Origin of the sequence: Lentzea alba (genome assembly GCF_011067745.1) — a bacterium.
In the GTDB taxonomy this organism is placed as follows: Bacteria; Actinomycetota; Actinomycetes; order Mycobacteriales; family Pseudonocardiaceae; genus Lentzea; species Lentzea alba.
The window spans coordinates 192,203-218,103 of sequence record NZ_JAAMPJ010000014.1; the positions used below are offsets into that span (position 1 = coordinate 192,203).

The 25,901-nt window shown below is 69.6% G+C and carries 34 protein-coding genes and 1 pseudogene; 20 read left to right on the forward strand and 15 right to left on the reverse strand.

Features of this window, described 5'->3' with window-relative positions:
• Positions 1–50 precede the first annotated feature (50 nt).
• Together G7043_RS39080 and G7043_RS39085 are read left to right on the forward strand one after the other, a co-directional pair.
• Positions 51–605: a sigma-70 family RNA polymerase sigma factor gene (locus G7043_RS39080; RefSeq protein ID WP_166053737.1), complete on the forward strand. Its 555-nt coding sequence runs from the start codon at positions 51–53 to the stop codon at positions 603–605.
• Positions 602–1,009 carry a hypothetical protein gene (locus G7043_RS39085; RefSeq protein WP_166053738.1) on the forward strand — a complete coding sequence of 136 codons (408 nt, stop codon included), beginning with the start codon at positions 602–604 and terminating at the stop codon, positions 1,007–1,009. Before G7043_RS39080 ends, G7043_RS39085 begins: the two co-directional genes overlap by 4 nt.
• Here G7043_RS39085 and G7043_RS39090 read toward each other — a convergent pair whose 3' ends face one another.
• From G7043_RS39090 to G7043_RS39100, 3 genes are read right to left on the reverse strand one after another with little or no spacing between them, the layout of a single operon-like run.
• Positions 1,010–1,459, reverse strand: a complete 450-nt coding sequence (locus G7043_RS39090; RefSeq protein WP_166053739.1) for an SRPBCC family protein — start codon at positions 1,457–1,459, stop codon at positions 1,010–1,012.
• The gene (locus G7043_RS39095) at positions 1,456–1,803 is read right to left on the reverse strand and encodes an ArsR/SmtB family transcription factor (protein ID WP_166053740.1); all 348 of its coding nucleotides are present in this window, start codon (positions 1,801–1,803) and stop codon (positions 1,456–1,458) included. The genes G7043_RS39090 and G7043_RS39095 overlap by 4 nt, the downstream gene beginning before the upstream one ends.
• Complete coding sequence (locus tag G7043_RS39100) at positions 1,800–2,261, reverse strand: SRPBCC domain-containing protein (protein ID WP_166053741.1); 462 nt, start codon at positions 2,259–2,261, stop codon at positions 1,800–1,802. Before G7043_RS39100 ends, G7043_RS39095 begins: the two co-directional genes overlap by 4 nt.
• Positions 2,262–2,385: 124 nt before the next feature.
• On the opposite strand from G7043_RS39100, the gene G7043_RS39105 reads away from it, so the two are divergent.
• Together G7043_RS39105 and G7043_RS39110 are read left to right on the forward strand one after the other, a co-directional pair.
• Positions 2,386–3,459, forward strand: coding sequence for an AAA family ATPase (locus tag G7043_RS39105; RefSeq protein WP_207312315.1), 1,074 nt, complete (start codon positions 2,386–2,388; stop codon positions 3,457–3,459).
• A 48-nt stretch (positions 3,460–3,507) separates the two neighbouring features.
• Positions 3,508–4,554 carry a M4 family metallopeptidase gene (locus tag G7043_RS39110; RefSeq protein WP_166053742.1) on the forward strand — a complete coding sequence of 349 codons (1,047 nt, stop codon included), beginning with the start codon at positions 3,508–3,510 and terminating at the stop codon, positions 4,552–4,554.
• Here G7043_RS39110 and G7043_RS39115 read toward each other — a convergent pair.
• Positions 4,547–5,029 carry a winged helix-turn-helix transcriptional regulator gene (locus G7043_RS39115; RefSeq protein ID WP_242643162.1) on the reverse strand — a complete coding sequence of 161 codons (483 nt, stop codon included), beginning with the start codon at positions 5,027–5,029 and terminating at the stop codon, positions 4,547–4,549. The two genes, G7043_RS39110 and G7043_RS39115, sit on opposite strands and share 8 nt — an antisense overlap.
• A gap of 99 nt (positions 5,030–5,128) precedes the next feature.
• Here G7043_RS39115 and G7043_RS39120 point away from each other — a divergent pair, with 99 nt between their 5' ends.
• Genes G7043_RS39120 through G7043_RS39130 form a run of 3 tightly spaced genes read left to right on the forward strand, consistent with a single transcriptional unit; the run spans position 5,129 to position 7,356 of the window.
• Entirely contained in the window at positions 5,129–6,004 is an 876-nt protein-coding gene (locus tag G7043_RS39120; protein WP_166053743.1) for an alpha/beta fold hydrolase, read from the forward strand.
• Positions 6,001–7,050 carry a 4Fe-4S binding protein gene (locus G7043_RS39125; protein ID WP_166053744.1) on the forward strand — a complete coding sequence of 350 codons (1,050 nt, stop codon included), beginning with the start codon at positions 6,001–6,003 and terminating at the stop codon, positions 7,048–7,050. The genes G7043_RS39120 and G7043_RS39125 overlap by 4 nt, the downstream gene beginning before the upstream one ends.
• A gap of 30 nt (positions 7,051–7,080) precedes the next feature.
• Complete coding sequence (locus G7043_RS39130) at positions 7,081–7,356, forward strand: hypothetical protein (protein ID WP_166053745.1); 276 nt, start codon at positions 7,081–7,083, stop codon at positions 7,354–7,356.
• On the opposite strand, the gene G7043_RS39135 is transcribed toward G7043_RS39130, so the two are convergent.
• From G7043_RS39135 to G7043_RS39155, 6 genes and pseudogenes are all read right to left on the reverse strand, one after another.
• Positions 7,328–7,501: a DUF397 domain-containing protein gene (locus tag G7043_RS39135; RefSeq protein WP_166053746.1), complete on the reverse strand. Its 174-nt coding sequence runs from the start codon at positions 7,499–7,501 to the stop codon at positions 7,328–7,330. The two genes, G7043_RS39130 and G7043_RS39135, sit on opposite strands and share 29 nt — an antisense overlap.
• Complete coding sequence (locus G7043_RS39140) at positions 7,479–8,345, reverse strand: helix-turn-helix domain-containing protein (RefSeq protein WP_166053747.1); 867 nt, start codon at positions 8,343–8,345, stop codon at positions 7,479–7,481. Before G7043_RS39140 ends, G7043_RS39135 begins: the two co-directional genes overlap by 23 nt.
• 88 nt (positions 8,346–8,433) lie before the next feature.
• Complete coding sequence (locus tag G7043_RS39145; protein ID WP_166053748.1) at positions 8,434–9,387, reverse strand: hypothetical protein; 954 nt, start codon at positions 9,385–9,387, stop codon at positions 8,434–8,436.
• Positions 9,384–10,724 (reverse strand): hypothetical protein, encoded by a 1,341-nt coding sequence (locus tag G7043_RS39150; RefSeq protein WP_166053749.1) that lies wholly within the window; start codon positions 10,722–10,724, stop codon positions 9,384–9,386. Before G7043_RS39150 ends, G7043_RS39145 begins: the two co-directional genes overlap by 4 nt.
• Before the next feature lie 231 nt (positions 10,725–10,955).
• Positions 10,956–11,129, reverse strand: a pseudogene (locus tag G7043_RS48880) (transposase); the annotation flags it as partial.
• Between the two features lie 474 nt (positions 11,130–11,603).
• Entirely contained in the window at positions 11,604–12,194 is a 591-nt protein-coding gene (locus G7043_RS39155; protein ID WP_166053750.1) for a TetR family transcriptional regulator, read from the reverse strand.
• Positions 12,195–12,286: 92 nt separating this feature from the next.
• Here G7043_RS39155 and G7043_RS39160 point away from each other — a divergent pair, with 92 nt between their 5' ends.
• The 7 genes from G7043_RS39160 (at position 12,287) to G7043_RS39190 (ending at position 17,712) form a co-directional block, all read left to right on the forward strand.
• Positions 12,287–13,321 (forward strand): NAD(P)-dependent alcohol dehydrogenase, encoded by a 1,035-nt coding sequence (locus tag G7043_RS39160; RefSeq protein WP_166053751.1) that lies wholly within the window; start codon positions 12,287–12,289, stop codon positions 13,319–13,321.
• A 289-nt stretch (positions 13,322–13,610) separates the two neighbouring features.
• A complete protein-coding gene (locus G7043_RS39165) occupies positions 13,611–14,024 on the forward strand; it encodes a cytochrome P450 (RefSeq protein WP_313888295.1) in 414 nt (137 codons plus the stop codon).
• Positions 14,025–14,053: 29 nt separating this feature from the next.
• Positions 14,054–14,620, forward strand: a complete 567-nt coding sequence (locus G7043_RS39170) for a TetR/AcrR family transcriptional regulator (protein WP_166053752.1) — start codon at positions 14,054–14,056, stop codon at positions 14,618–14,620.
• A gap of 14 nt (positions 14,621–14,634) precedes the next feature.
• Complete coding sequence (locus G7043_RS39175; protein WP_207312316.1) at positions 14,635–16,110, forward strand: carboxylesterase/lipase family protein; 1,476 nt, start codon at positions 14,635–14,637, stop codon at positions 16,108–16,110.
• Positions 16,111–16,155: 45 nt separating this feature from the next.
• Positions 16,156–16,530, forward strand: coding sequence for a hypothetical protein (locus G7043_RS39180; RefSeq protein WP_166053754.1), 375 nt, complete (start codon positions 16,156–16,158; stop codon positions 16,528–16,530).
• A gap of 49 nt (positions 16,531–16,579) precedes the next feature.
• Positions 16,580–17,179, forward strand: coding sequence for a DsbA family protein (locus G7043_RS39185; RefSeq protein WP_166053755.1), 600 nt, complete (start codon positions 16,580–16,582; stop codon positions 17,177–17,179).
• On the forward strand, positions 17,176–17,712 hold the full coding sequence (locus tag G7043_RS39190; RefSeq protein WP_166053756.1) for a vitamin K epoxide reductase family protein: 537 nt from the start codon (positions 17,176–17,178) through the stop codon (positions 17,710–17,712). Before G7043_RS39185 ends, G7043_RS39190 begins: the two co-directional genes overlap by 4 nt.
• Here the strand turns inward: G7043_RS39190 and G7043_RS39195 are convergent.
• The 3 genes from G7043_RS39195 to G7043_RS39205 all read right to left on the reverse strand — a co-directional run bounded on the left by G7043_RS39195 (position 17,691) and on the right by G7043_RS39205 (position 20,390).
• Positions 17,691–18,182, reverse strand: a complete 492-nt coding sequence (locus G7043_RS39195) for a tautomerase family protein (protein WP_166053757.1) — start codon at positions 18,180–18,182, stop codon at positions 17,691–17,693. The two genes, G7043_RS39190 and G7043_RS39195, sit on opposite strands and share 22 nt — an antisense overlap.
• Positions 18,179–19,294, reverse strand: coding sequence for a zinc-dependent alcohol dehydrogenase (locus tag G7043_RS39200; protein ID WP_166053758.1), 1,116 nt, complete (start codon positions 19,292–19,294; stop codon positions 18,179–18,181). The genes G7043_RS39195 and G7043_RS39200 overlap by 4 nt, the downstream gene beginning before the upstream one ends.
• Before the next feature lie 247 nt (positions 19,295–19,541).
• Complete coding sequence (locus G7043_RS39205; protein ID WP_166053759.1) at positions 19,542–20,390, reverse strand: helix-turn-helix transcriptional regulator; 849 nt, start codon at positions 20,388–20,390, stop codon at positions 19,542–19,544.
• Between the two features lie 85 nt (positions 20,391–20,475).
• Between G7043_RS39205 and G7043_RS39210 the strand changes: the two genes are divergently transcribed.
• A complete protein-coding gene (locus G7043_RS39210) occupies positions 20,476–21,255 on the forward strand; it encodes an SDR family NAD(P)-dependent oxidoreductase (protein WP_166053760.1) in 780 nt (259 codons plus the stop codon).
• Here G7043_RS39210 and G7043_RS39215 read toward each other — a convergent pair.
• The gene (locus G7043_RS39215) at positions 21,252–21,785 is read right to left on the reverse strand and encodes an HAD-IA family hydrolase (protein WP_166053761.1); all 534 of its coding nucleotides are present in this window, start codon (positions 21,783–21,785) and stop codon (positions 21,252–21,254) included. The genes G7043_RS39210 and G7043_RS39215 overlap by 4 nt on opposite strands.
• Positions 21,782–22,519 carry a DeoR/GlpR family DNA-binding transcription regulator gene (locus G7043_RS39220; RefSeq protein ID WP_313888296.1) on the reverse strand — a complete coding sequence of 246 codons (738 nt, stop codon included), beginning with the start codon at positions 22,517–22,519 and terminating at the stop codon, positions 21,782–21,784. Before G7043_RS39220 ends, G7043_RS39215 begins: the two co-directional genes overlap by 4 nt.
• A gap of 72 nt (positions 22,520–22,591) precedes the next feature.
• Between G7043_RS39220 and G7043_RS39225 the strand changes: the two genes are divergently transcribed.
• Genes G7043_RS39225 through G7043_RS39245 form a run of 5 tightly spaced genes read left to right on the forward strand, consistent with a single transcriptional unit; the run spans position 22,592 to position 25,865 of the window.
• Complete coding sequence (locus G7043_RS39225; RefSeq protein WP_313888297.1) at positions 22,592–23,752, forward strand: MFS transporter; 1,161 nt, start codon at positions 22,592–22,594, stop codon at positions 23,750–23,752.
• 10 nt (positions 23,753–23,762) lie between these two features.
• On the forward strand, positions 23,763–24,434 hold the full coding sequence (locus tag G7043_RS39230; protein WP_166053764.1) for an RraA family protein: 672 nt from the start codon (positions 23,763–23,765) through the stop codon (positions 24,432–24,434).
• A gap of 4 nt (positions 24,435–24,438) precedes the next feature.
• Positions 24,439–25,005 (forward strand): TIGR03086 family metal-binding protein, encoded by a 567-nt coding sequence (locus tag G7043_RS39235; RefSeq protein ID WP_166053765.1) that lies wholly within the window; start codon positions 24,439–24,441, stop codon positions 25,003–25,005.
• A 45-nt stretch (positions 25,006–25,050) separates the two neighbouring features.
• Positions 25,051–25,449, forward strand: a complete 399-nt coding sequence (locus G7043_RS39240; protein ID WP_166053766.1) for a VOC family protein — start codon at positions 25,051–25,053, stop codon at positions 25,447–25,449.
• Positions 25,450–25,454: 5 nt separating this feature from the next.
• Positions 25,455–25,865, forward strand: a complete 411-nt coding sequence (locus G7043_RS39245) for a YciI family protein (protein ID WP_207312358.1) — start codon at positions 25,455–25,457, stop codon at positions 25,863–25,865.
• Positions 25,866–25,901 lie beyond the last annotated feature (36 nt).

The following is a 25,901-nucleotide window of genomic DNA, read 5'->3' on the forward strand; positions in this document are numbered from 1 at the left end:
TTCGAGTGCAAAATCCGAATCACGGCGCGATCGCGCGGCATCATGAGCACATGGACATCCCAGCGTTGGTGGCCGCGGCCGCCCGGGGCGACCAGGCCGCGTGGGACGCGCTGGTCAGACAGTTCAGCGGGCTGCTCTGGTCGATCGCCCGCGCCTTCCGTCTGAACGACGCCGACGCGGCGGACGCGGTGCAGTGCACGTGGATCAAGCTGGTCGAGCACCTCGACCGCATCACCGAACCCGAACGCCTGGCCGGGTGGCTGTCCACGACCGCGCGGCACGAGTGCCTGCAGCTGCTGCGGCGCGCCGGGCGGTTGCCGGAACCGGCGGAGGAGATCGCCGACTCCCCCGACCCGGCCCCGGACGTCGACCACGAGCTCCTCACCACCGAACGCAACACCGCGCTGTGGAGGGTCTTCGAGGAACTGCCGGACCGCTGCCGTCAGCTGCTGCGCGTGCTGATGGCCTCGCCGCCGCCCGCCTACGCCGACGTCGCCCTCGCGCTGGACATGCCGGTCGGCAGCATCGGGCCGATCCGCCAGCGCTGCCTCGGCCGACTGAAAGCGCTGGTCAAGGGCAACGAGCTGCTGGAGGAACGGTCATGAACGACGACGACTTCCTCGACGTCCTGCGGGCCGCGGCCGACGAGCTCGACCCGGTCCCGGCGGGTGTCATCCGCGACGCGAGTGCCGCGCTGGCGTTGCGCACGCTCGACGCCGAACTCGCCGAGCTGGTCGAGTCCGAGGTGCTGGTGCGCGGCGACGAGCCCTTGACGCTCGTCTTCGAGTCCGAGCGGGTCGCGGTCAACCTGGAGATCGACGACGACGTGGTCCGCGGACTCGTCACCGGTGCCGAGGGCGAGGCGGTGGTGGAGACACCGCGCTCACGCCGTGCGGTACCGATCACCGACGGCAGGTTCACCGCCACCGAGGTACCGCGCGGACTGGTCCGGATCCGGCTGACGGCACTCGACGGCACCCCGGTCGTCACGCGGTGGACGACCAGCTGATCACCACGGATCCGGCAGGCCGCGCCCGGTGGTGATCAGGCTGCGCAGGCTGCCGCCGACGTAGTGCGCCCAGCCCGCGGAGCACGCGCCGAAGCACTCGACGTCCGGCACCAGACCGACGTGGGTGAACCGCAGCTCCGCACCACCCGCCGCGGGAACGACGTCGAACACGATCTCGCTGCCGGTCCACTCCGCCGGCTCCGAGACGATCGCCAGATGGCTGTCGGTGACCTGCCAGACCACCCGCCGGCCCGGCGAAAGCTCGGTCACGCGCTGACGGCTGTAGTGCTGCGGGGGATGCCGGTAGGTGAACTCGGCGCCCACCTCGTCGGCAGACCCCTCGACCTCGCCCGTCCACCAGGCGCGGACGTCCAGGACGGCGGCGAAGACCTCGTCCGGCGACTGCTCGACGGTGAACGACGTCGAGTAACCGGTGCGCGATGTGGTCATGACCGATCTGCTTCCTTCTCCCGCTGAATCCGTTCGGCGATCCGCTTGATCCGCTGCAACCGGGCGTCCCAGGTCGCGCCGACGGCCGACAGCTGTGCCACTGCACGCGCCAGCTGCGTCTCGTCCACCTCGTAACGGCGCTCGCGCCCTGCGGGTGTCACGTGCACCAGACCGACCCGGTCCAGGACGCCGAGGTGTTTCGCGACCGCCTGCCTGGTCACGGGCAGCTGCTCGCTGAGCGTGGTCGCCGTGCCGCCGCCGTCGGCGAGCAGCAGGTCGAGCATCCTGCGGCGGGTCGGATCGCCGACCGCGGACCACAGGTCGTCGTCGATCGTCGTGCTCACGGCCGTGCGACCAGGCTGTTCGCGCGGGCCACCAGGCGCGGCAGGAAGTGGTCCCAGCCCTGGACGTGGTCGCGGTAGGCCTGCTCCAGCACGGCCGCTTCCCAGCCGCGCTCGCGGAAGCCGGTCTCCTTGAAGCGCAACACCGTGCCGTCGCCGGAGGGGACGAGGTCGATCGTGACGAGCAGCGAGTTGTCCGGAGCCGCCGAGTCCCCGTCGTACACCCAGCGGAACGCGAACCGGCGCGGCGGATCGGCCTCCACGACGGTGAGCTGCTCGACCTTGGCGTCCGGCGAACCCGGATCGCCGAAGGTGATCGTGCCGGTGCCGCCGGGAACGGCGTCGAGCTCGGCGTCGTCGGGCCACCACTCGCGCAGGTGCTCGGCGGAGCTGATCACCTCGTAGACCACCTCGGGGGTGGCGTCGATCCGCAGTTCCCTCTCGATGCTTCCGTACTCCACGGGCTTCTCCCATCTATTCGCAACCAACGGTTGCACGTTAACCGTCGCCCGCCAGTAGCGCAACCTTTGGTTGCGTGAATGAATTCGGTCGACCCGGCGGCGTCACGTCCCGATACTCGCCGGAGTGATCTCGTTGCCTGTGCTGTGGCTGTCCGGTCCGCCCGGAGTGGGCAAGACGACCGTCGCCTGGGAGCTGTTCGAGCGACTCGGCCGGCGGGGTCTGGCTGTCGGCCACGTCGACATCGACCAGCTCGGCATGTGCCCCGAACCCGCCGGCGATCCCGGTCGTTATCTGCTCAAGGCCCGCGCGCTCGCCGCGGTGGCCGCGAACTTCCGGGACGCCGGCGCCCAGTGCCTGGTCGTGCCCGGCGTCACCGATTCAGGCCGCGAACCCGAGCCGGTGCCGAACACGGAGATCACAACGTGTCGGCTGCGGGCAGACCCGGCGGAGCTGACCCGCCGGATCACCGGCCGTGGCGGCATGACGGACCTCGCCGAGGCGCTCGCCCACGCCGAGGCCGCCGACCTCGCGCCCGGTGCATGGGTGGACACCACCGGGTTGTCCGTCAGCGAGGTCGCGGACCGGGTGCTGGACCGGACCGATTGGCCCGACGCACCCGCGCCGGCGCCGAAACCCTTGCGGCAGTACGAGGATCCGGGCGAGATCCTGCTGCTGTGCGGACCGGCCGCCGTCGGGAAGTCGACCGTCGGCTGGCACGTCTACCAACAGCTCCAGCGCGCAGGACGGAACGCCGCGTTCGCCGACCTCGACCAGATCTCCTTTCACCGCCCCGAACTCGGCCACCACGTCCGCGCCGCCAACCTCGCCGCGGTCTGGCACACCTTCCGCGCCGCGGGGGCCGACTGCCTGGTCGCGGTCGGCCCGCTGGAGGACCCCACCCCGTACACGGCGGCGTTTCCCGCCGCCACGATCACGTTGTGCTGCCTGGACGCCGGCCGCGACGTGCTCCTCGACCGCGCCACGCGCCGAGCCCGAGGCGACTCTCCAGCGCCAGGTCTTGCCGGTGACACATTGCTGGGGCAGCCTCCAGACCGGCTGCGGGACATCGCGGACCAGGCGGCACGCACGGTCGAGGCGATGCGCGGCAAGGGCGATCTGCACGTGCAGACCGACCACCGGCGCCCGGACGAGATCGCCGCCGAGATCCTCCGGAACACGGCGTATTTCCCTGCCTGACGGCCCCTCCTCCCCAGGTACAAGGGGAAATAGAGGGGGAACACGCCCATGGTCTGCTTCATCCTGCCCGCGCATCTGCTCATCGAGCTCGCGGAAGCCGGCAACGTCGACATCCGCGACACCATCCCGACCCTGCTCGCCTCGGCCGCCCTGCGCACCCAGCGCGACACGCTGACCGAGGCCATCCAGTTCCTCGACCTCAACGCCGCCCAGCTGCGCGGTCCGGCCAGCGAGTTCAAGGCCGTGCACGACGTCCAGGCGGGCGACGAGCGCAACCTGCCCGGTGTCATGCGCCGCAAGGAAGGCGACGGCGCCTCGAACGACCCGGCCGTCAACGACGCGTTCGACAACGCCGACAAGACCTACGACTTCTACCGCGACGTCCTCGGCCGCCACAGCGTCGACGGCAACGGCCTCAAGCTCGTCAGCTCGGTGCACTTCGGCCGCGGCTTCGACAACGCCTTCTGGGACGGCACCCAGATGGTCTACGGCGACGGCAGCGGCAAGGTCTTCCAGCCCGGCGCGCTCGCCCGCGACATCTCGGTCGTCGGTCACGAGATCACGCACGGCGTCGTGCAGTACACAGCGGGTCTGCGCTACCGCAAGCAGTCCGGCGCGTTGAACGAGTCCATGGCCGACGTGTTCGGCTCACTGGTCAAGCAGCACGCTCTCGGCCACAGCGCCGACCAGGCCGACTGGCTCGTCGGCGCGGGCATCCTCGGCACGCAGCTGCAGGGCGTCGCGCTGCGGTCGATGAAGGACCCCGGCACCGCCCACCAGCTCGACCGCCAGCCCGGCCACATGCGCTCCTACGTCGACCTGCCCGACGACGGCAACCCTCGCAACGACAACGGCGGCGTGCACATCAACTCCGGCATCCCCAACAAGGCCTTCCACCTCGTCGCGACGCGGCTGGGCGGCAACGCCTGGGAGAAGGCCGGCAAGGTCTGGTACGACGCGCTCGCCACCAAGCTCCGGGTGAACTCGAACTTCGCGGAAGCCGCCGCGGCGACCGTGGCGTCGGCGCAGGCGCTGTTCGGGACCGAGGTAGCCAACGTCGTGCGCGCGTCCTGGAACGACGTCGGCGTCAACTAGCGGGTGAGACACCGTCGACTTCGGCGTGGACCGTGTCGTTGGTGATCGGCCGGCCGCAGTGGTGGCAGACCAGGTCGACCTGGACCCGCTCGCCACAGGAGTGCCGGCGGACGAGGACGGGGCTCTCCACCGCCCACCTGTCGCCCCACTGGCTGAGGGCGAGCATCACCGGGAACAGCTCCCGGCCCGCCTCGGTGAGGTGGTACTCGTGGCGCGGCGGATGCTCGTTGTAGAGCCGGCGCTCGACGACCCCGGCGGCCTCCAGCTTGCGCAGCCGGTCGGCGAGGATGTCTCGGGACACACCGGTGTAGCCGGCGATGCGCGCGAAACGGTGCACACCGTAGCCGATCTCCCGGATGGCCAGTAACGACCACTTCTCGCCGAGGACGTCCAAAGCCGCCGCGAGTGAGCACGGGCGAACGCCCAGGGGCAGGTCGGCCATGCGGACGCCGGGCCGCGGTTCGGGATCGGTCATGACCTCACCCTAATCGAGTGTGTTGTGTTTTCCAACCGACTGCCCTACTGTATCGGTCAGTCGGTTGGAAAACACAACACACTCGCCACGAGGACGGCCATGTCGATGATCACCAACACCGGTTCCGGAATCAGCGTCCCCGGGACGAAGAGCCACTTCCTCGAGGCGACCGAACCGGGCCACCAGGGCCGGCTGCGCTACCTCACCGGTGGCAGCGGCGCGCCGCTGGTCCTGCTGCACACCGTGCGCACCCAGGCCGAGCACTTCCGCCACCTCATTCCGTTGGTGCAGCAGCAGTACACCGTCTACGCGCTGGACCTGCCGGGCATGGGTTACTCGGAGATCGTGCCCGGCGCGTCCTACGAAGAACCCGCCATGCGCGCCGCCGTGACCAGGCTCCTCACCCAGCTCGATCTGAGCGACGTGACCCTGCTCGGCGAGTCGATGGGCGCCACGCTGGCTCTCACCGCGGCGGCCGACCTCCCCGACCGCGTCCGGCGGGTCGTCGCGGTGAACGCCTACGACTTCGCCGGCGGCATCGCCAGGTCCAGCCTGCTCGCCCGCCTGATCATCACCGGCGTCATCGCCCCCGGCGTGGGCCCGCTGCTCGCCCGGCTGGAACCCAAAGACGTCATGCGCGCCATCCTGTCCGGCGGCCTCGCCGACCCCTCCGCCCTGCGCGAGGACTACCTGGACGAGCTCCTCGCCGTCGGCCGCCACCCCGGCTACTCGACCGTCGCCCGCGGCGTCTACCGCAACCTGCCCAGCCTCATCGCGGCCCGCGCCCGCTACACCGACGTCAAGGCGCCGATCCACCTCGTCTACGGCGAGAAGGACTGGTCCCGCCCCTCGGACCGGCAGGCCAACAAGGACCTGTTGCCCGGCGCCGAGTTCACCCAGGTCGCGAACGCCGGCCACTTCATCTCCCTGGAACGCCCTGACGTGCCCGCCGACCTGCTGCTCTCGGTCGCATGACCGGTCCCAAGCTTCCGGCGAAACTCGCGGCACACCCGTCGGTGCAGGCCGTGCTCGCCCAGCGCAGGCCGAGCCCGCCGGCCGTGATCGACGCGGCCTGGCTGCGCGAACTGTGCCTCGCGGCGGGTGCGGACGACGCCGCCGTGGTCAGCCTGGACCACCCCGACCTGGCCGGCGAGCGCGAACACGCGCTCGCCGCGTTGCCGGGCACCCGTTCCCTGATCGCAATGGCGTTCCGGATGAACCGCGACAACTGCCGCTCCCCGGCCCGCAGCGTCGCGAACCAGGAGTTCCACCAGACCGACGAGCACGCCAACCACGCCGCCCGCAGCGTCACCCAGGCCCTGCAGGACGCCGGTTACCGCGCGCTCAACCCGTCCGTCGGCTTCCCACAGGAGATGGACCGCTATCCCGGCCGGATCTGGGTGGTGGCGCACAAGACCGTCGCGGTGGCCGCCGGACTCGGCGTTATGGGCCTGCACCGCAACGTGATCCACCCGAAGTTCGGCAGTTTCGTGCTCCTGGCCACCGTGCTGGTCGACGCGGAGGTGAGCGAGTACGGCCAGGCGCTGGACTACAACCCGTGCATCGACTGCAAGTTGTGCGTCGCCGCCTGCCCGATCGGCGCCATCCGCAAGGACGGCTCGTTCGACGGACTGGGCTGTGCCACGCACAACTACCGCGAGTTCATGAGCGGGTTCACCGACTGGGTGCAGACCGTGGCCGACAGCCAGGACGCCGCCGACTACCGCTCCAGGGTCACCGACTCCGAGAGCGCCTCCATGTGGCAGAGCCTCGCCAACCCGCCGGGCTACAAGTCCGGCTACTGCCTGGCCGTCTGCCCTGCCGGAGAGGACGTCCTGGGTCCGTACCTCGATGATCGCAAGACCTTCATGGACACCGTGTTGCGGCCGCTGCAGGAGAAGACGGAGACCCTCTACGTCCTGCCGGGATCGGCCGCGCAGGCACACGCGCAGCGCCGGTTTCCCCACAAACCCACCAAGGAGGTCAGCGGCGGCTGGCAGCCTCCGCCGCCTCGGTCGTGATCAGGCGCGTCCACCAATACCGTTGACCCCGTGGGCAACGAGATGAGTGGCCACGCCTCCGTGGTGATCCAGGTGCGCGAGCTCCACGGCGACCTCGTCCTGCACCTGACGGGCTCGGCCAGTCCGCGGTTCAGGAGCGGCAAGTTCCCGTACGTGGCACGGCTCGCCGAACTGCACTGGACCAGCGGCGGCCGCTCCGGCGTGCTGGAGATCAGCAACCAGGGCGGGCCGTTCCTGAGCCGCCCCGGTGACGGCCGTTCGCGCTACGAGCGGGACTTCAGGACCCGGCAGTGGTGCCGGACTTGACCTGGCGCAGCAGCCGCGTCCACTGGTGGGCCGTGAGCGGGAGTTCGACCGACGGGGACTTGCTGTCCCGGAGGCCGACGCCACGCCCCACTTCGACACAGTTGCCGTCGCTACCGCTGTAACTACTCTTCCGCCACCTGATCATGCTGAAACTCCTCACCGATGATGTCGGTGATCAGCTTCCTGGTTTGCGACTCGTCCAACGCCGTCCGTCTGAGTGACTTCACAACGGTGTCATAGAGACCGACGGAAGGCTGATCTTCGAGAAACACGTTAGCCCCTTCGCTCTCGACGTAGACGATCGGCGGGATCTTCTTGAACTCCAGCAGGTCGAAGTCTCCCGCCAGTCCGGCGTGCGGGCCGAACGCTGTGGGAATCACGCGAATCGTGAGATAGGGCCGGACCGACAGACGCAACAGGTGGTGCAGCTGCTCCGCCATGACGCGCCCGTCTCCCACAGGAAGCCGCAACGCCTGTTCGTGCATGAAGATCGCGACGGTTCGATGGCCGTCGAGAACGGCCTTCTGGCGTGCGATCCGGTTGTTGATGACGGTGGGGCGCTCGTCGGCGGACAACTTCGTCGAGGCGTTGACGACATACGGGATGTACGCGGGTGCCTGCAGCAGGCCGTGCACGACATTCATCGACCAGCCGGTGATGTCCGAGGCGATCTTCTCGTGCTCGCGCAGTGTGCGCGCTCGGTCCGTCATGCCGGACTTGGTGGGCTGCAACCAGTCCCTGATGTGGGCGTCGTGGTGCAGCGCCATGAGGTGGTCGAACTCTGCGGGCGGTGTGCGCAGCAGACCGAGCAACTGGGCGAGTTCGACCTGGGTCGTGCCTTCCTTGCCGTTGATGAGCTCCGAGACCTTGGCCTCCTGCCACCCCAGCAAATCGGCGGCGGCTCGGTTGGTCAGGTTGGCCGCCCGCAGCAGCCTCCGTATCGCGTCGCCGAACTCGCGGCCGCGCACCGTTGATCTCCGCAAAGGCATGCAGGGACGGTAGAACCGCCCGTCCGTTTGGTTCCACCCATTCGCCGCAGGTCAACCTGAAAGCGTGCTGTTTGGAGGCGTTCCACACTCACGGCGAAGGGAAGCCCGGCGACGGGGCCGAGATCAGTTTCTGCGCCAGGGCACGCACTTCTGGGCTCATCTGGGTGGCCAGGTGGGCGCCCGGCGACCACGAGTCCTCCCTGAGGACGTTGCTCCAGTAGCCGTATTCGATGCGAGCCATCTCGAGGTTCGCGTCCGAGTCGATCGGTTGGCCGTACAAGGCTCTTGCCTCTGGCGAGTTGAAGACTCTGCCTATGTTCTCCTGCCCGGCGTCGCCGAGTGCCAGGTAGATGGCGGCGATACCCAGGTGCACAGCGTTGCCGACCGTTCCTGCGGGGTAGCCGTGCGTTCCGGCGAAGGCGCCGAGACGTGACTCCTGATCAGGCTTGATCGCACCGGATTCGACCAGCAGCAAGGTGGCTGTGCGGCTGGAGAGTGACGGAGACATCAGAAGGTCGGTCACGTCGAGAGCGGCACCGATCGGACCGGTGCGGTCATCGCCGAAGCGGCCGTTCACGTTTCCCACGCCACTTGTCGTGCCGACCGGGTTTTGGGCCGGAATGAGCAATGGATCGGGCCGGGTGCCTGAGGGAAGGCCGGCCGCGGCCGTCGTCGTGATGTCCGAGGTGGACGCCGGTCCGGTCATCCCGCGCGGTGCCGGTACTTCTTGACCCAGGCCGCCGGCGAGGGTGGCGAGCCGGGTGGCGTTGTCGCTCTCCCGCTGGTCGTACTCGGCAGTGGTCGCCCGCATCTTGGCCGTCGCCGTCGCCAGTTCGTCCATTTCGGACTGAAGACTGGCGCGGCCGGTCCTGGCGGTCGCCTCCGCGGCCGTGACGAGCGACTGGCCGATCTGTCCGAAAGCGTTGCCTCTCAGGGTCACTGTGGCGGTCGCCAGAGCCTGACGCACCTCGGCGGTCAGCTCGTCCAGCGTGCGCGCGTGGCGGGCCAATGCGGCGGTGACCACCTCGTAGGAATCGTTCATCGCAGGCTCTCCCTGGCTCCAACGCCGAGCGGTTGTCCGGATGTGTCGCGGAAGAACACCTTGATCGTCGGGTCGGGCACCGGTCCGAAACGGCCGAGGAAGTCCTGGAGCTGACCCGTCGTCGTGCCGTCCGGTACCTGGACGAACACGTCGCGGGGCCACCTGGGGTCACCCGTCCTTCCCCTGGTGAGGTTGCTGATCGCGTCGCGAAGCTCGGAGCCCTGGCCGGCGGGGTCGGTGTCGACGACTTCCCGGAACAGCATGGCGACGCCGCTGTCGTTGGACTTGAACATGATGGTCGACAGGTTGGGATGGGTCCTCACCACCGGATGGGTACCGGGTGGTCCCTGTCTCAACGCCGCTTCGGCATTCGGATCGCTCAGGCCCACCCAGTCCGGCGGGTGTTTGGCGCCGGCGTTGACCTCGTCGCGCAGGCGGCGCTGCTGGTCGGGCGTCAGGTTGTCGTAGAAGTTCGAGTGGTCGTTCGAGTAGTAGGACGGCAGCGTGGCGGCGGCTTGGTCGGGGGCGAGCAGGTGCAGAGCCGACACCGAGGTCGGCGACGCGGCGTCCGGTACCGGATTCGGCATCGGCGGATCCCCCAGAGCGGCCACCTGCCACGGTTCCACGGATCGGGTGGTGGCCACCTGTGGTGTCGTCTCGTCCGGCTGGCCGGCGAGCGCGTTGATCAGCGACGTCACGTTGGCGATGCTCTGCCGCACGTTCTCTTCGAGCGCACTGATGGAACCGGCGGATGAGTCGACCATGGTGGAAGCCTGGGCCATGACGTTGGTGGTGACGCCGCCCTCGACCGCGGTCGCCAGTGAGGCATAGGAAATCAGCCGTCGCACGAGGTCGGTGAGCTGGTCGCCGGCGCTTTGCCGGGCCCCCGCCAGCACCTCGCCCGTGGTGCCGGTGGCCGAGGCGAGGCCGGCGGCCAGCACGGCCGTGCCGCGCAGCGCGGAGCCGACCGCGGTCGCGTGTTCTCGGTAGCGGTCCGCGGCGGAACCGTGCCAGTCCGCGGTGTCCGCGGCCGCCGAGCGCGCGAGGTCGTTCTGGGTCTGCAGAAGGTTGTCGGCCGTGCGTTGCCAGGCGTCGGCGTAGGTCCGGATCGCGGAGGAGTCGCCGGCCATGCGGTCGACCGTGTCCTGCAGTGGTTGGACCAGCCCGGTGAGCCACCCCAGTCCGGCGGCGGCCAGGTCGTCGACCGGGCGGATGGTCGCGCCGAGTGTCGCCGTGCTGTGGCCGGTGGTCAGGCCGGCGGCGATCCAGCCCTTGCCGACGATCGCCGCCAAGGCCGAACTCGCCCGATCAGTGGTCGAAGCCGAATTCCCTGCCACGAACGGTCACCCCAATCCCCTTACCGCTCCCCGCACCGGCGGCTGCATTTCGGGAACGTGGCGCGAGAGACGCAGGTTCAAGTCGATCTGTCAGGACTCGAGGTGTCCGGTATCCGCGACTGCTCCAGGGTGAGTGACGCCAGATGGCGCCTTGCTCCACAAGGACGGCTGACGAGCCCGCAAGCGGACCAATCCGATTGACCAGCGGGATTCAGCCGAACTCGTTGAGAGGTTGCGGAGTCGGTGCCAACAGATGATGGCGCAGGCCAGGCTGAGGAAAGCTTCGTGGATGTCATCGCGGATCTCCCAGCGGATCCGCATGCGGCGGAACCAGTGCAGCAGCGCGAAGGTCTGCTCGACCACCCAGCGATGGACGCCCAGTCCGGAGCCGTGCTCGCTACCGCGGCCGCTTGCGTCCCGGACGATCCGCACGACGCCTGCGAGTTGGTTGTAGTTATGAGCCAATGTAATCGATTGCAGATCACCCCAACTACCACCAACTGTGCTGGTAGCAGCCGTGAGAGCCGGTTCTTCAAGATCGAACCATGGTCCCAGGCGTGCTGTGGTCGGGTACTCACGGCGCGCCGACACGCATGTTCACGGGTCCAGGCAACCTGACAAAGCCCAGTTCAGAAACCCAATCCGCACCCCAGAACGGAGGCGTTGCGGCCGCCGCGCTGGTGGATGCTCGGGCGTGGCGGACATGAGCTCGGCCCCGCAGGCGATGATCCTGCGAGGCTGGTCGTCGATCAAGTCTGACGCCACTCAAACGGGCCGGGGCGGGTCGACCAGCCAGATCAGCGCGTCGACGTAGTCGTCCACGCTGCCGGACCAGGCGGTGGTGTCGACCATCCACGGCTCGACGTTGTCGGAGCTGGGCTACTGGGCCGGGGCGACGGCGCGTTGAACGCTGTCGCGCAAGAAGGTCCGGCGGCGCTTGTGGACGTCGGCGGGCTCGTCGATCGTGGCCGCGAAGACGTTGCTGACCGGTGACCACGCCATCGACATCGCGATGACCATAGCCATCACGTCGAACGGGTCACCGGCCCGGACCAGCCCCGCCGCCTGCGCGTCGGCGATGGCCTGGAGCTTGCCCGCGTCGAGCCGGTCGGTGTCGGCGACGAGGTGGCCGGTGGGGCGGCGTTCGAGGCGGGCCCACGTCGCGAGCCGGATGAGGTCGGGACGCGCGAGGTACTCGTCGTACAGACGGACCGCCCAGTCCGCCAGGTCGGTGGCGTCGATGGGGACGACGTTGACGATCCGTTCCAGCGAGCCGAAGAAGATCGCGTCGAACAGGCCGTCCTTGTTGCCGAAGTAAGCGTAGAGCTGGGCTTTGTTGGTGCGCGCCGCGGCTACGACCCGTTCGATGCGGGCCCCGGCGATGCCGTGTTCGGCGAACTCGCGGGTGGCGACGTCGATGATGCGCTGCCGGGTGGCGGCGCCTCGGGCGGTCAGCTGCTGGTCGGACACGAGCCGCACCCTATCAAACAGACCAGTCGGTTTACTTTTCGACAGCACCGACCTAGCCTCAAATAGACCGAACAGTCTGTTTGAGGAGAGTCATGCGAACCGCCACCGGCTGGCAGGCCGACGGGACCACCACGTTGCGGGAGGCGTCGATCTCCCGGCGCGACCTGCGCCGCGACGACATCGCGGTGCGCGTGGACTTCTGCGGGGTCTGCCACACCGACCTGCACGCCGTGCGCGGACACAACGGCGAGGACGTCCTGGTGCCAGGTCATGAGTTCACCGGCGTGGTGACCGAGACCGGTGCGGACGTGACGGCGTTCCGGGTCGGTGATCCCGTCGCCGTCGGCAACATCGTCGACTCCTGCGGCGTGTGCTCGCTGTGCGCGGCGGGCCAGGAGAACTTCTGCCGTGAGTTCCCCACGCTCACCTACGCCGGTACCGATCGCCACGACGGGACGACGACGTTGGGCGCGTTCTCGCGTGAGTACGTCGTTCGCGAGAAGTTCGCCCATCCCCTGCCGCCTGGGCTGGATCCGGCGGCCGCGGCGCCGTTGATGTGTGCCGGGATCACTGTCTGGGAACCGTTGCGTGCCCTCGGAGTGGGTCCGGGAACGCGCGTCGCGGTGGCCGGTCTGGGCGGGCTGGGCCATCTCGCGGTCAAGTTCGCCGCGGCCCTGGGCGCCGAGGTGTCGGTCGTGAGCCGGTCGGCGGACCGCACGGCCGACGCGGTGCGGCTCGGTGCGCGGGACGTCGTCGTCTCCACCGATCCGGACAGCACCGCCGCGGCCCGCGACCGGTTCGACGTCCTGATCGACACCATTCCGGTGCCCCACGACCTCGGGCCCTATCTCAGCCTGGTGGCGATGGACGGAACCCTGAGCCAGGTCGGCTATCTCGGATCCCTGACGGTGGAGACGATGGACCTGCTCCTCGGGCGCAAGAAGCTGACTTCCGGAGGCAGCGGAGGGCTGCTCGCCACCGCCGCCATGTTGGAGTTCTGCGCCTCCCGCGGCATCACCGCGGACGTCGAGGTCCTGCCGTCGGCCCGCGTGACCGAGGCACTCGACCGGCTTGAGCGCGGCGACGTCCGATACCGGTTCGTCCTCGATCTGTCCGACCTCGACTGATTCGGAGGGTCGCGAAAATTCCCTGTTGAGACTGTGTGCGGTGGTTTCCGCGATTGTTGGATTCCTCCCGCAGATGCAGGAAAGAAGGTTTGCCCGGACGGACGGCCGTCCAGACTGCCAAGATCGATTTCCGAACACCGAGGTGTGACGCGATGACCGCAGTTCGGCTCGCCGATCTGACCAGTCTGGTGAGAGCGCCGGCCGCGCTCAGCGTGCCGGGCGACGTGCTCCTCGGGGTGGTGGCGGCGGGTGCCCCCGTTCGTCTGCGAACCCTGAGCGGCAGCTGTCGGTGCTGCGGGCCGACCCCCAGCGGTGGCCGGCGGTCGTCGAGGAACTGCTCCGCCACCTGTCCGTGGTCCACTCCGGAGTGCGCCGGGTCGCGACCGAGGACGTCGAGGTCGCCGGCACGCGCATCCGTGCCGGGGATGGCGTGGTCGTGGCCCGGCAGGCGGCGAACCGCGACCCGGACGCCTTCGCCGACCCCGACCGGTTCGAGATCGACAGGAACGCGCGGCAGCACCTGGCCTTCGGCCACGGGGTGCACCAGTGCGTCGGGCAGGCGCTGGCTCGCCTGGAGCTCCAGATCGGTCTGCCGGCCCTGTTCGACCGGCTTCCGTCGCTGCGCCTGGCCGACTCGCCGGACGAGCACGCCCTGCGGCAAAGCGCCGTGCACGGCCTCGGCTCGTTGCCGGTGGCGTGGTGATGTTTGCTCAGCTGTGCTAATTTTTGCTCATGCGAGCAAAGTCGGTCACGGAGCAGGCTCGGCGGGCACAGATCGTGTCGGCCGCCATCGCCACGATCGCGGAACTGGACTACGCGGAGACGTCGTTCAAGGCGATCGCGGCGCGGGCGGGGCTGAGCAGCACCGGGCTGATCTCGTACCACTTCAGGAACAAGCAGGAACTCGTCGACGTGGTGTTCGCGGACGTCCTGGCGCGCTTCCAGGGGTTCGTCCAGGCCCGCATGGGGCAAGGCTCGGCGCGCGCTGAGCTGGAGGCGTTCCTGCGGGCGAACATCGCGTTCCTCCGCGAGCACCGCGCGGACATGGTGGCGTTCCTGCGGATCAGGGCACACGCGGCGGTGACCGACGGGGGCATCGCCGACTCCGATCACGTGGCACTCGCCGCGCTGCTGCGCGAGGGGCAGCAGGCCGGCGAGTTCCGCGCGTTCGACCCGGACGTGATGGCGGTGTTCGTCCTCGCGATGCGCAACGGCGTCGTGCTGCGGTCCGGGGCACTCGATCTCGACGTCTGTGAACGGGAGTTGGTCGCGGCCGTCGAGCTGGCGACAGGGGGTTAGTGGTGCGTCGGGGGATGTTGTTGGCCGCATTGCTGCTGATGAGCGCGTGCGGGAAGGGGGAAGCGGTGCTGTCGAACGTGGTCACGACCGACACCGGGCAGGTTCGGGGTGAGGTGCGGATCGGTTCGCACGCGGTGTTCCGGGGGATTCCGTACGCCCGCGCGGCGCGGTGGGAGCCGCCGGTGCGAGCGGCCTCGTGGAGCGGGGTCCGGGACGCGCTGCGGCCGGGGAGTCCGTGCCCGCAGGTCGGATCGAGCTACGCGGCGGCGGAGAAGAGCACGGACGAGGACTGCCTGTTCGCGAACGTCACCACGCCATCTGTCGTGGGGCGCAAGCCGGTGCTGGTGTGGGTGCACGGGGACGGCGCGGTCGGGGCCGGGCACTACTTCGACGCGGAACGTCTTGCGCGGCAAGGGGATGTCGTCGTGGTGACGTTCAACTACCGGCTGGGGGTGTTCGGCGGGTTCGGCTTGCCCGGCCTCGCGCACTCCGGCGAGTTCGGGTTGCTCGACCAGCGGGCGGCGCTGGAGTGGGTGCAGCGCAACATCGCCGCGTTCGGTGGGGACCCGGGCAACGTGACGCTGTTCGGCGTGTCCTTCGGGGCGACGGCTGTCTCGGCGCACCTCATCGGGCAGAAACCGTTGTTCCACAAGGCGATCATGCACAGCTCGTTCACGATGGTGGACGTGCCGCGCGGCGCCTGGTACCCGGATCTGGAGGCGTTGCCGTCGCTCGCGTGGCGGCCGGTGGCGGAGATCCAGGAGATCGGCGCGTCGATCATGCGCGAGCTGGGATGCGCGGACGTCTCGTGCCTGCGGCAGCTGCCGGTCGAGAAGCTGCTGGAATACCCGCAGGTCATGAACATCTTCCAGCCGGTCGGGTACGGCGGTTCGCTGCTGCCTCGGCTGCCCGGGGAGTCGCTGGCGGCCGGCGAGTTCTCCAGCGTGCCGATTCTGGTTGGCGCCACTCGGGATGAGCACAACAGCTTCGTGGGGATGTTCCGGCCGGGGCCGTTGTCGGCGGCGGACTACTCGCGGTTGGTGCGTGAGGCGTTTCCAGAGCGTGCCGCCGAGATCGAGCGTGCGTACCCGATCAGCGCGTACGCGTCGCCGAAGCAGGCGTGGGCCGCGGTGCTGACGGACCGTGTGTGGGCGCGGGCGACGTTCCGGCAGAACACGCTGTACGCCGCGAAGGCACCTGTGTACGCGTTCGAGTTCGCTGACCGTGGGGCGTCCACGGATCCGTCGTTCCCGCCGGAGTTGCACGGCGCGAACCACTCGTCCGACATCGACTACCTGTTCCCGGACGTCGGCTTCACCAAGGACCGCGGGCTGTCCGACCACATGATCAAGTCGTGGACGGACTTCGCGCGGAGTGGTTCGCCGGGGTGGCCTTCGTTCTCGGAGGGGCAGTACGTGCAGTCTCTGGCGCCGGGCGCGATCGGGCGCGTGGACTACGCGGCCGAGCACAAGCTGGCGTTCTGGGATTAGCCCCATCTCGCCCGGCGCAGACGGCGGGTCGCTACCCTGGATCACGTGCCCGGCACCCGCAGCTCGCGAACCCGCGCGTATCTCGCGCGGGTTTTCGCTGTGCTCGCGCTGGTGGCCGGGGTCGCGATGATGCAGGGCACGCCGTGTGAGACGGAGTTCGCCTGGACCGCGCAATGCCCGACGTCGAGCACGTCCGCGATCGCCTACGTGGCTGATCAAGTGGACGACGGTTCGGCGTTGCTCGACGGCATCCTCGTCGCCGGGTGCTGTCTCGTGGTGGCGCTCGCGGTGCTGATCGGTTTCGCCGTGCTGCGGCGGTCCGGGTCCGTGCCGGCGCGCCTGGTGCCCTCGCCCGTCTGGTCTCGTCCTTCACGCCGGCTGGAAGTGCGGCTGACGCAGCTCTGCGTGCTGCGCGCCTAGACCGAACCCGTTCTTCGGTCCTGTTCCTCAGCCTTCGTGGAGTTCTGTCATGTCGAAAAACGCTCGTCTGTCCCTGATCATCGTCGCCGTCGTGGCGGTGGTGGTCGCCGGTTTCCTCTTCTTCAGCCGCGACAACAACACCACCGCGGCACCGCAATCGGCCGACGGCAAGGTGACCGTCGTCGAGTACCTCGACCTCGAGTGCCCGTCCTGCCGCGCCGCCTACCCCGGCGTCGAGAGGCTCAAGACCGAGTACGGCGAGCGCGTGACGTTCGACGTGCGGCACTTCCCGATTCCCAGCCACCGCAACGCCGAGCTGGCCGCCGTCGCGGTCGAGGCGGCGGGCGCGCAGGGCAAGCGGGACGAGATGTTCCGGGTGCTGTTCGACGCGCAGCAGGAGTGGGGCGGGCAGCAGACGTCCCAGCGCGCCGCGATCACCGCGTTCGCCGGGCAGCTCGGGCTCGACGGTGCCGCGTTCGAGAAGGCGCTGGACGACCCGGCGCTGCGGGAGCGGGTGCTCGCCCAGCGGTCCGAGGGCAGCAAGGCCGGCGTGACGGGCACGCCGACGTTCTTCATCAACGGCACCAAGTTCACCGGCGCACCCTCGTACGACGCGCTGAAGGCGGCGATCGAGAAGGCGCTCTCGTGAACCGGATCGTCGCGTGGGTGCTCGCCGTCGGCGGGTTCGTCGGCCTGGTCGCCTCATTCGTGCTGACGATCGAGAAGATCGCGCTGCTCAAGGACCCGTTCTACGTGCCGACGTGCAGCATCAACCCGGTGCTGAGCTGCGGCTCGATCATGAAGACGGCCCAGGCGGAGGTGTTCGGGTTCCCGAACCCGTTGCTCGGCATCGCGGGCTTCGCGGTGGTGACGACGCTGGGCGTGCTGTTGCTGGCCGGGGTGTCGTTGCCGCAGTGGGTGTGGATCGGGCTGCAGGTCGGCGTGACGTTCGGCGTGCTGTTCGTGCACTGGCTGATCGTCCAGTCGCTGTACGAGATCGGGGCGCTGTGCCCGTACTGCATGGTCGTGTGGGCGGTGACGATCCCGATCTTCTGGTACACGACGCTGCGCAACATCCGGCCGACGTTCCAGTACCACAGCGTCGTGCTGATCCTGTGGTACCTGGTGATCGTGGCCGGAGTGCTGCAGGCGTTCTGGTTCTACTGGTCGTCGCTCGTCTGACTCAGTGCCGCGCGGATCGCCTTCACCTTCTCCTCGGTGAACACGCCGCTGCCCAGAAGGGAGAGAACGGAGAGAACACCACCACTCGACCCCCAGCTGCCCTCGTCGATGACCCGGAAGTTGACCCACCAGGCCGGTGAGGGCTTGCCGAGCCCGCAGGCATCGGCCATCGCGGCGAGAACGCGCTCGATGACCTGGGCGCGGACCTCCTGGCGCCAGTCGGCGTCCATGACGGCCACGTCGATCACCATGACGTCGAGGTTTGTTCCGGCATCGGCCAGCAGGCGGCCGCCGATCGCCATCATGTCCGGCTCGCGTTCCACGAAGTGCACCTGGAAGCCTGCGCGTGCGGCCGGTGCGAACTGGCCGATCTCGGGCACCAGCACGGCGTCCGTCAGCGTCTCGGCGAGGGTGCGGCGCTGGTCGCGACTCAGGCGGTCTTTCGCGGTGTTGACGGTGATCACGGTCATGACTGGCTCCCGAGGGGGTCGCGGTGAAGGACGACCTTCGTCGTCCTGGCGGAGTAAGCGGCCGGGGCGTCGTCCCACGGCGCGCTGAGGGTGGTGACGCGTTCGGCCGGGAACCCGGTGCGCTCGACGAACGCGAGCAGGTCGGGCAGCACGGCGCGGCTGTGGGAGACGCCGAGGCGCAGCGTCGCGTCGGTCGCGTACATGCGCATGAGCGGGACGCGGGTGCCGGTGGCGAGGTAGTAGCCGACCGCGGTGCACACGCCGCCCGGTCCGAGCGCCCGGAGTGCGCGGCGCAGTCCGTCGGGACGCGAAGTGGCTTCCACGGCAATGTCGTAGCCGACGTGGCCGTGGATCTCGCGGTGCGCTCGCGCGCCGAAGGACTCGGCGATCGCGAGTCGTTCCGCGTTGTGGTCGACGTAGTCCACAGTGGACGCGCCGTGCGCGACGGCGAGCCCGGCCGCGTAGAGCCCGATGCTCTTGGCGCCGCCGCCGAGCACGAGCACCGAGCCACCTTCGCTTGCAGCCAGCGGCGGCACGACCGCCCGCCAGGCGTCGGCGAGGTTGTCACTGGCCGCAGCGACCCTGGCGGCCGGGACGCCGGTGGGCACCGGGACGAGCATGTGGTCGGCGAACGGCACCCGCAGCCGGTCGGCGATCATGCCGCCCCACGGACCGCTGGCCGGCCCGAAGCCGTACGCGGCGAGCACGCCGTCGCCGGCGGTGGTGGCGCACTTCGCGGTCAGGCCGCGCAGGCACGGGCCGCAGGTGCCACAGGACACGGCCCACGGGACGATCACCCGCTGCCCGACGTGCAGCCCGGTCACCGCCGGTCCGAGCTCCAGGATCTCGGCGACGCATTCGTGGCCGATGGCGAACGGGCCGCGGAACGGGACCTTGCCGCAGATGCCGCCGACGACCGGGTCGACCAGGCCCAGCGCCATCCCGGCCTGCAACGCCCTGGACACCGGGCGGTGGATCGGCAGGGTGTCGCCGTCACACCGGCCCGCGATGAACGGCCGCACGATCGCGTCACCGGCGTCGGCCAGCACCGGTTGGGCACCGTCGTGCCAGGCCAGCCGGCCCGTCCGTTCGAATCGCAGCTCACGCTGCATGTCTGGCGTCCCTCCGACGACCCTTGGTTATAACGGTTGTTATAACCGTCGCGGACGCTAGCCTATGACGACCGTTATAGACAAGCGGGCTTCTGGGCAACGCCTGGGTTCAGGGCTCACGTCGAGTGGTTGCCGCACTGGGGCTGGTGAGGTGTCGGGCTGTATTACCGGGTCCGCGTGCTCGCGGCCCAACAGCCCATGTCGGCGCGGCGCAGGTAGTCCGCGTACTAGGTCCCGGTCGTCGCGGTCACCGCGGCACGGCAGCGGTCGCCTGAGGGCCGAGGACGTTCAACAGAGCCAACGCCTCGGCGTCCGGGGACCCCTGCGGCGCGCTGTAGAGCACGAGGTGCTGGTCGCGGTCCGTGAGCGCGAGCGAGTCGCAGTCGACGGTGATCGGCCCGACGACCGGGTGCCGGAACGTCTTCCGCAGCGTCGGCTCGGCCTGCACGTCGTGCCGTTCCCACAGCCGGGCGAAGTCGGGGCTGCCGGCGCGGAGCCCGTCGACGAGGCCGGTCACCGCGGGGTCCGCCGGGTAACGGGCGAGGGTGGCGCGCAGCTGCATGACGACGTGGTGGCGGAACTCGGCGGCGTCGGAGATCCCGTACAGCGGCGCCTGCGCCGGTCCGAGGAAGGCCCGGCGGGCGAGGTTGCGGTCCTGCGGGGCGAGCGCGGCGAAGTCCTCCATGAGTGCGGCGGCGAGGTCGTTCCAGGCCAGCACCTCGAACACCGCCGAGGTCACGAAGCCGGCCGTCTGCGGCAGCCGTTCGAGCAGCGCGAGGATGCTCGGGCGGACGTCGCGCCGGTGCGTCCGGGTGCGGGTCGGCGCGGCGCCGGCGAGGACGTGCAGGTGGTCCGACTCCGCGTCGGTGAGCAGGAGCGCGCCCGCGATTCCGGCGAGGACCTCGGCCGACGGCCACGGTGCCCGGCCCTGTTCGAGGCGGACGTAGTACTCCGTGGAGATGTGCGCGAGGACCGCGACCTCCTCGCGGCGCAGTCCCGGCGTCCGGCGGCGCGGGCCGGACGGGAGGCCGACGTCCTGCGGCTGAAGCCGTTCGCGGCGGCTGCGGAGGAACGCCCCGAGTTCCTGCTTGCTCATACCCCGAGTCTGCCCTTCCGGCGGCAGCGGATCCTGGTACAGCCTGTACCTGAATCCGGTCGGGAAACCGGCTGACAGTGGTGTCATGACCAACAACGACATCGCACCCATCGGCCTGCTGACCGGCAAGATCGTGCTCATCACCGGCGCCAGCCGCGGCATCGGGGCGGCCGCGGCCACGTTGTTCGCCTCCGAGGGGGCCGCCGTCGTGCTCGCCGCCCGCGGCACGGACGCGCTCGACCGGATCGTCGGCGAGATCCGTGCCGACGGGGGCGTCGCCGACGCCGTCACCCTGGACCTCGCCGACCGCGCCAGCATCCGCGCGGCGGTGGGCCGGGTCGAGGAGCTGCACGGACGGCTCGACGGCGCCTTCAACAACGGCGCGACCATCCAGCAGCCCGGTCCGCTCGACACCACCAGCGACGAGGACCTCGACGAGCAGTTCGCGGTGAACTTCCGCGCTCACTGGACCGCCATGACAGCCGAGGCCGCGCTCATGCGCCACCACGGCGGCGGGGCGATCGTCAACACCTCGAGCATCGGCAGCCGTCGCGCGAATCCCGCGCTGCCCGCGTACGGCGCGATGAAGCGCGCGCTCAACAGCATCACCGAGACCGCGGCCGTGACCTGGGCCGGTCAGGGCATCCGGGTCAACGGCATCACCCCCGGCGGCACCGCCACGGAGATGATCGACGCGTGGGAGGCGGCGACCCCCGGCGTCGTCGACCACATCACCGCGTCGAGCCCGCTCGGTCGCATGGCCGAGCCTCGCGAGGTGGCCGAGGTCGCCGCGTGGCTGCTCAGCGACCGGGCCTCGATGGTGACCGGCGCGATCGTGCCGGTCGACGGTGGTGCGGGTGCCTAACCGAGCCGAGCGCGCAGGCCGTCGATCCCGGTGAAGTGGTGGCCGTGCATGCCGACCAGTTCGGCGGCCCGCACGTTCTCCAGCCGGTCGTCGACGAACAGGACGTCCTCGCCGTTCAACCGGTCGCGGCACCACTCGAAGGCGGCGCGGTCGGGCTTGGCATGGCCGATGCGGCACGAGAACGCGCGCAGCTCGAACAGGTTCAGCCACTCGTGGGTGCGCTCGAAGTTGCGCGCGTGGTCCTCGGGGATGTTGGACAGCAACGAGATCCGGCGGCCGGCCCGGTGCAGTTCGTGCAGGTAGGCGACCATCTCGTAGTCGACCCGGCTCCAGCTCGCGACGTCCTGCTCGACCAGCGGAGGGTGGCCCACGAGCCGCCAGTACTCCTCGGCGGTCACGTCGCCGCGGTCGTAGGCGGGGCGGTGCGCCCAGTAGGCGTCCCAGAACTCCGGTTCGACGCTCATCGTGTCCATGACCTCGCGCGACTGGTCGCGCGCGATCACCCCGAACATGTCGAACAGCACGATCATGCCGTCACCACCGTCACGCCCGCGGCCTCCAGTCCCGCGTCGCCGTCCGCGTCGGTCACCACGGCGTCCAACGAGGACACCGGGGCGACGTGGGCGAGGGCGGTGCGGGTCAGTTTCGAGGCGTCGGCGGCAGCGATCACCCTGCGGGCGGACGCGATGGCGGCGCGTTTCACCGAGGCGTCCTCCAGGTCGAACGCCGTCAGGCCGTGTTCGGCGGTGAGCCCGCAGCAGCCGATGACCGCGGTGTCGAAGCGCAGGGCCTGCACGGAGGCCAGCGTCAGCGGGCCGGTCAGAGCGAGTTCGCCGGGGCGTGGGCGGCCGCCGGGTACGAGCAGCGTGAGGGTTGTCGACGACGACAGCGCGTTCACGGCGTGCAGGGACAACGGCATGACGGTCATGCGTCGGTCGTGCAGCAGCCGTGCGACTTCGAGGCAGGTGGTGCCGCTGTCCAGGATGACGGACTCGCCGTCCGCGAGCAGGCCGACGACGGCGGTGGCGATGCGGCGCTTGGCGTCCAGGTTCTCGTCCGTGCGCAGCGCGAACGGCGGCTCTTCGCCTCTGAGGAGCAGGCTGCGGGCACCGCCGCGGAAGCGTTCCAGGACGCCCTGGGCGGCGAGGACCTCCAGGTCGCGGCGGATGGTCATCTCGGAGGCGCCGGTCATGCCGGCCAGCTCCGCCACACCGAGGGAACCGGCGTCGCGGACCGCCTCGGTGATCTGCTTCAGTCGGGACACGACCGTATTGAACATCAGCAGTGTTCGATACTCAAGCTTTCGAACACTGCTGATGTTCGTTAGCTTGTGCATGTGAACGCTCTCAAGGCCGCACGGGTGGCCACCTTCACGTACTTCGCGCTCAACGGGTTCCTGCTCGGGCTGTGGCTCGTGCACATCCCGACGGTGGAACAGCGCACCGGCATCGACCACGCCGAGCTCGGCCGGTTGCTGCTGTTGCTCGGGCTGGGCGCGTTCCTCGGCATGCGGCTCGGCGGCAAGTTCACCGACCGGGTGGGCGTGAAGCTGGTCCTGCCGGCCGCGGGTGTGTTCTGCAGCTTGTCGGCCCTGCTGCCAGGTGTGGCGGTCAACCAATGGACGCTCGGTGCGGCGTTGCTCGTCTTCGGCATCGGCAACGGGCTGATCGACGTCAGCATGAACGCGCACGCCGTGGTGGTGGAACGGCACTACAAGCGTGTGGTCATGTCGGCGTTCCACGCGACGTGGTCGCTCGGCGGTGTGGCGGCGGCGTTGACCGGCGCACGGACGTTGAGCTGGGAACTCTCCCCCGCCGTCACGCTCGGCACGGCCGCGGCGCTCGGTGTCGTCGTCAGCATCGTCACGGCCAGGTTCCTGCTCGACGAGAAGGAAGAGCAGCACGCGACCGAGCAGACCGGCAAGCGCAAGGTGCCGCGCCGGATCTGGGTCATGGCGGGACTCGCGGGCATGGTGATGCTGTCGGAAGGTGCCGCGAACGACTGGAGCGTGCTGCACCTGCAGGACGTCCTCGGCGCCTCGCCGGAGATCGCGGCGTTCGGCTACGGCGCGTTCGCGACCACGATGACGGCCGGGCGGCTGCTCGCGGACCGGGTCACCGCGAAGGTCGGTTCGATGGCGGTGCTGCGCTGGGGTTCGGCGATCGGGGCCGTGGGCATCGCGACCGCCGCGCTCTCGCCGTGGATCTGGCTCGCGCTGGTGGGCTGGGCGGTCGCGGGCATCGGCCTGTCGGGCACGGTGCCGCAGCTGTTCAGCGCGGCCGGTCACGCGGAACCCGGTGCGGCGGCGGCGAACATGTCGCGGGTGGTCGGGATCGGTTACCTCGGCGTGCTGGCCGGACCAGCGGTGATCGGGTGGATGACGCACGTCATGCCGCTCAACATCGCGTTCCTGCTGCCGGTGGCGTTCTGCGCGATCGCGGCGCTGTCGGCGGGAGTGTTGCGGGCCGAACCCGCCGAGGAGCGGGTCGCGGCGTAAGAATGCGCGCATGGATCTCGCTGAACTGGATCTCACCACCGCGCACCTGGCCGACGCCTGCATTCGCTCCGGCATCCCGGTCCGCACGGTGGTTCTCACGCCGGTGATCCCGGGCACCAGGACGTCCGGGCGCGTCCTGCCCGCCCGGCACGCGGGCAGCGTCGACGTCTTCCTGGAGGCCGTCGAGCGTTCCCAGCCCGGCGACGTGCTGGTCGTCGACAACGACGGCCGCACCGACGAAGCCTGCGTGGGCGACCTGATCGTGCTGGAGGCGCGCGCCGCCGGACTGGCCGGCGTGGTGATCTGGGGCCTGCACCGCGACACCCAGGACATCCGCGCGATCGGGCTGCCGGTGTTCAGCCTCGGCGCCAACCCGACGGGCCCGTTGAGCCTGCGCGACCGTGCGCCCGAGGCTCTCTCGACGGCGGACATCGACCAGTGGACCGTCACGTCCGATGACGTCGTGTTCGGCGACGACGACGGCGTGCTGTTCGTGCCCGCAGCCGACGTGGACGCGGTCCTCGCCAAGGCCGCGAGCATTCGCGACGTCGAACGCGCGCAGGCCGAGCGCGTGCGGCAGGGTGAGTCCCTGCGCGGCCAGCTCCGGTTCGACGAGTACCTGGCGAGCGGGCTGACGTTCCGCGAGCATCTGCGCAAGATCGGCGGCGCCGTCGAGGAGTGAGGCCATGATCGCGGAGAGATATCGCGCCCGTGCGGACGCGTTCGAGGCAAAAGTCGCTCACGTCCGTGAGGACCAGTGGGACAACCCCTCGCCGTGTGCCCGATGGACCGCGCGTGGGGTGGTGGACCACGTCATCGACATGCACGGCGTGATGCTCAGCCGGCAGATCCCACGCACCGATGACCCACTCACGGACTTCCGCGAGGCACGCCGTCAGGTGCAGGAGGCGTTGGATTCGGACCGTGCGGGCGAGGAGGTCTCCACGCCCAGTGGCCCGATGACGCTCGAAGACCACATCGACCAGGTCGTCAGCGACGACCTGGTGCTGCACGGCTGGGACCTCGCCCGCGCCACCGGCCAGGACGAGACCATTCCCACCGCCGATCTGGAACGTCTCTGGGCCGCCGCGACCGCGGTGCCCGCCGAGCTGATGGAACGCTTCCGCACGCCCGGCGCGTTCGGTCCGGGCATCGAGGTCTACGGCCCGGAGATCCCGGTGCCCGAGGACGCTCCGCTGCAGGACCGGCTGCTCGGGTATGTGGGTCGAGACCCCGTGTCGAAAAGTTTCTGAGCGGTTCGACGGGTCGGTGCAAGGCAGCCGCTGAGAGGAAAAACGATGGACTGGACTCTGGAAGTCGTCGTGGTGCCGGTGTCGGACCTGGACCGCGCGAAGCACTTCTACTCCGAGCAACTCGGCTTCACCGTCGACCACGACACGACGTTCAACGAGGACACCCGCATCATGCAGCTCACGCCACCCGGCTCGGGCTGCTCGATCGTGCTGGGCAAGGGCATCGTCAAGGGCGAGCCGGGCTCGTTGAAGGGCGTCCAACTCGTCGTGTCGGACCTGGAAAAAGCCCGCGCGCAACTGATCGAGCGCGGCGTCGAGGTCGGCGAGATCGTGCGCATGAACGAACAGGACGGCGGGTCGTTCATCTTCTTCGACGACCCGGACGGCAACAGCTGGGCCGTACAGGAGATCAAGGCCCGCGCTACCGGTGGGGAGTGGAAGTGAAGTACATGCTGGTCAGCTACGGGGGCAGCCAGGAGGACTGGGAGGGCCTCGCAGCCTGGTCGGACGAGGACATGCACCGCATGATCGCCTACATGCGCGACCTCGACGCCGAGCTGCGCGCGTCCGGTGAGCTGCTGCAGTCCGAGGGCTTGAGCGGACCGGCGCGGGCGTTCGTGGTGCGCGGGTCCGACGACGGGCCGGTCGTGGTGGACGGGCCGTTCGCGGAGTCCAAGGAGGTCATCGCCGGGTACTGGGTGGTGGACGTGGCCAGCCGGGAGCGGTTGCTGGAGGTCGCCCGCAAGTGCTCGGCGTGTCCCGGGCCGGGCGGGAAGATCCTGAACCAGCCGATCGAGGTGCACCCGATCATGGGCGCGCCCGACGTGGACGCGGAAACGCTGGCGCCGTACCAGCAGTAGCGGCGAGACGCACGCGGGGCGCCTTCGTACTGTGTG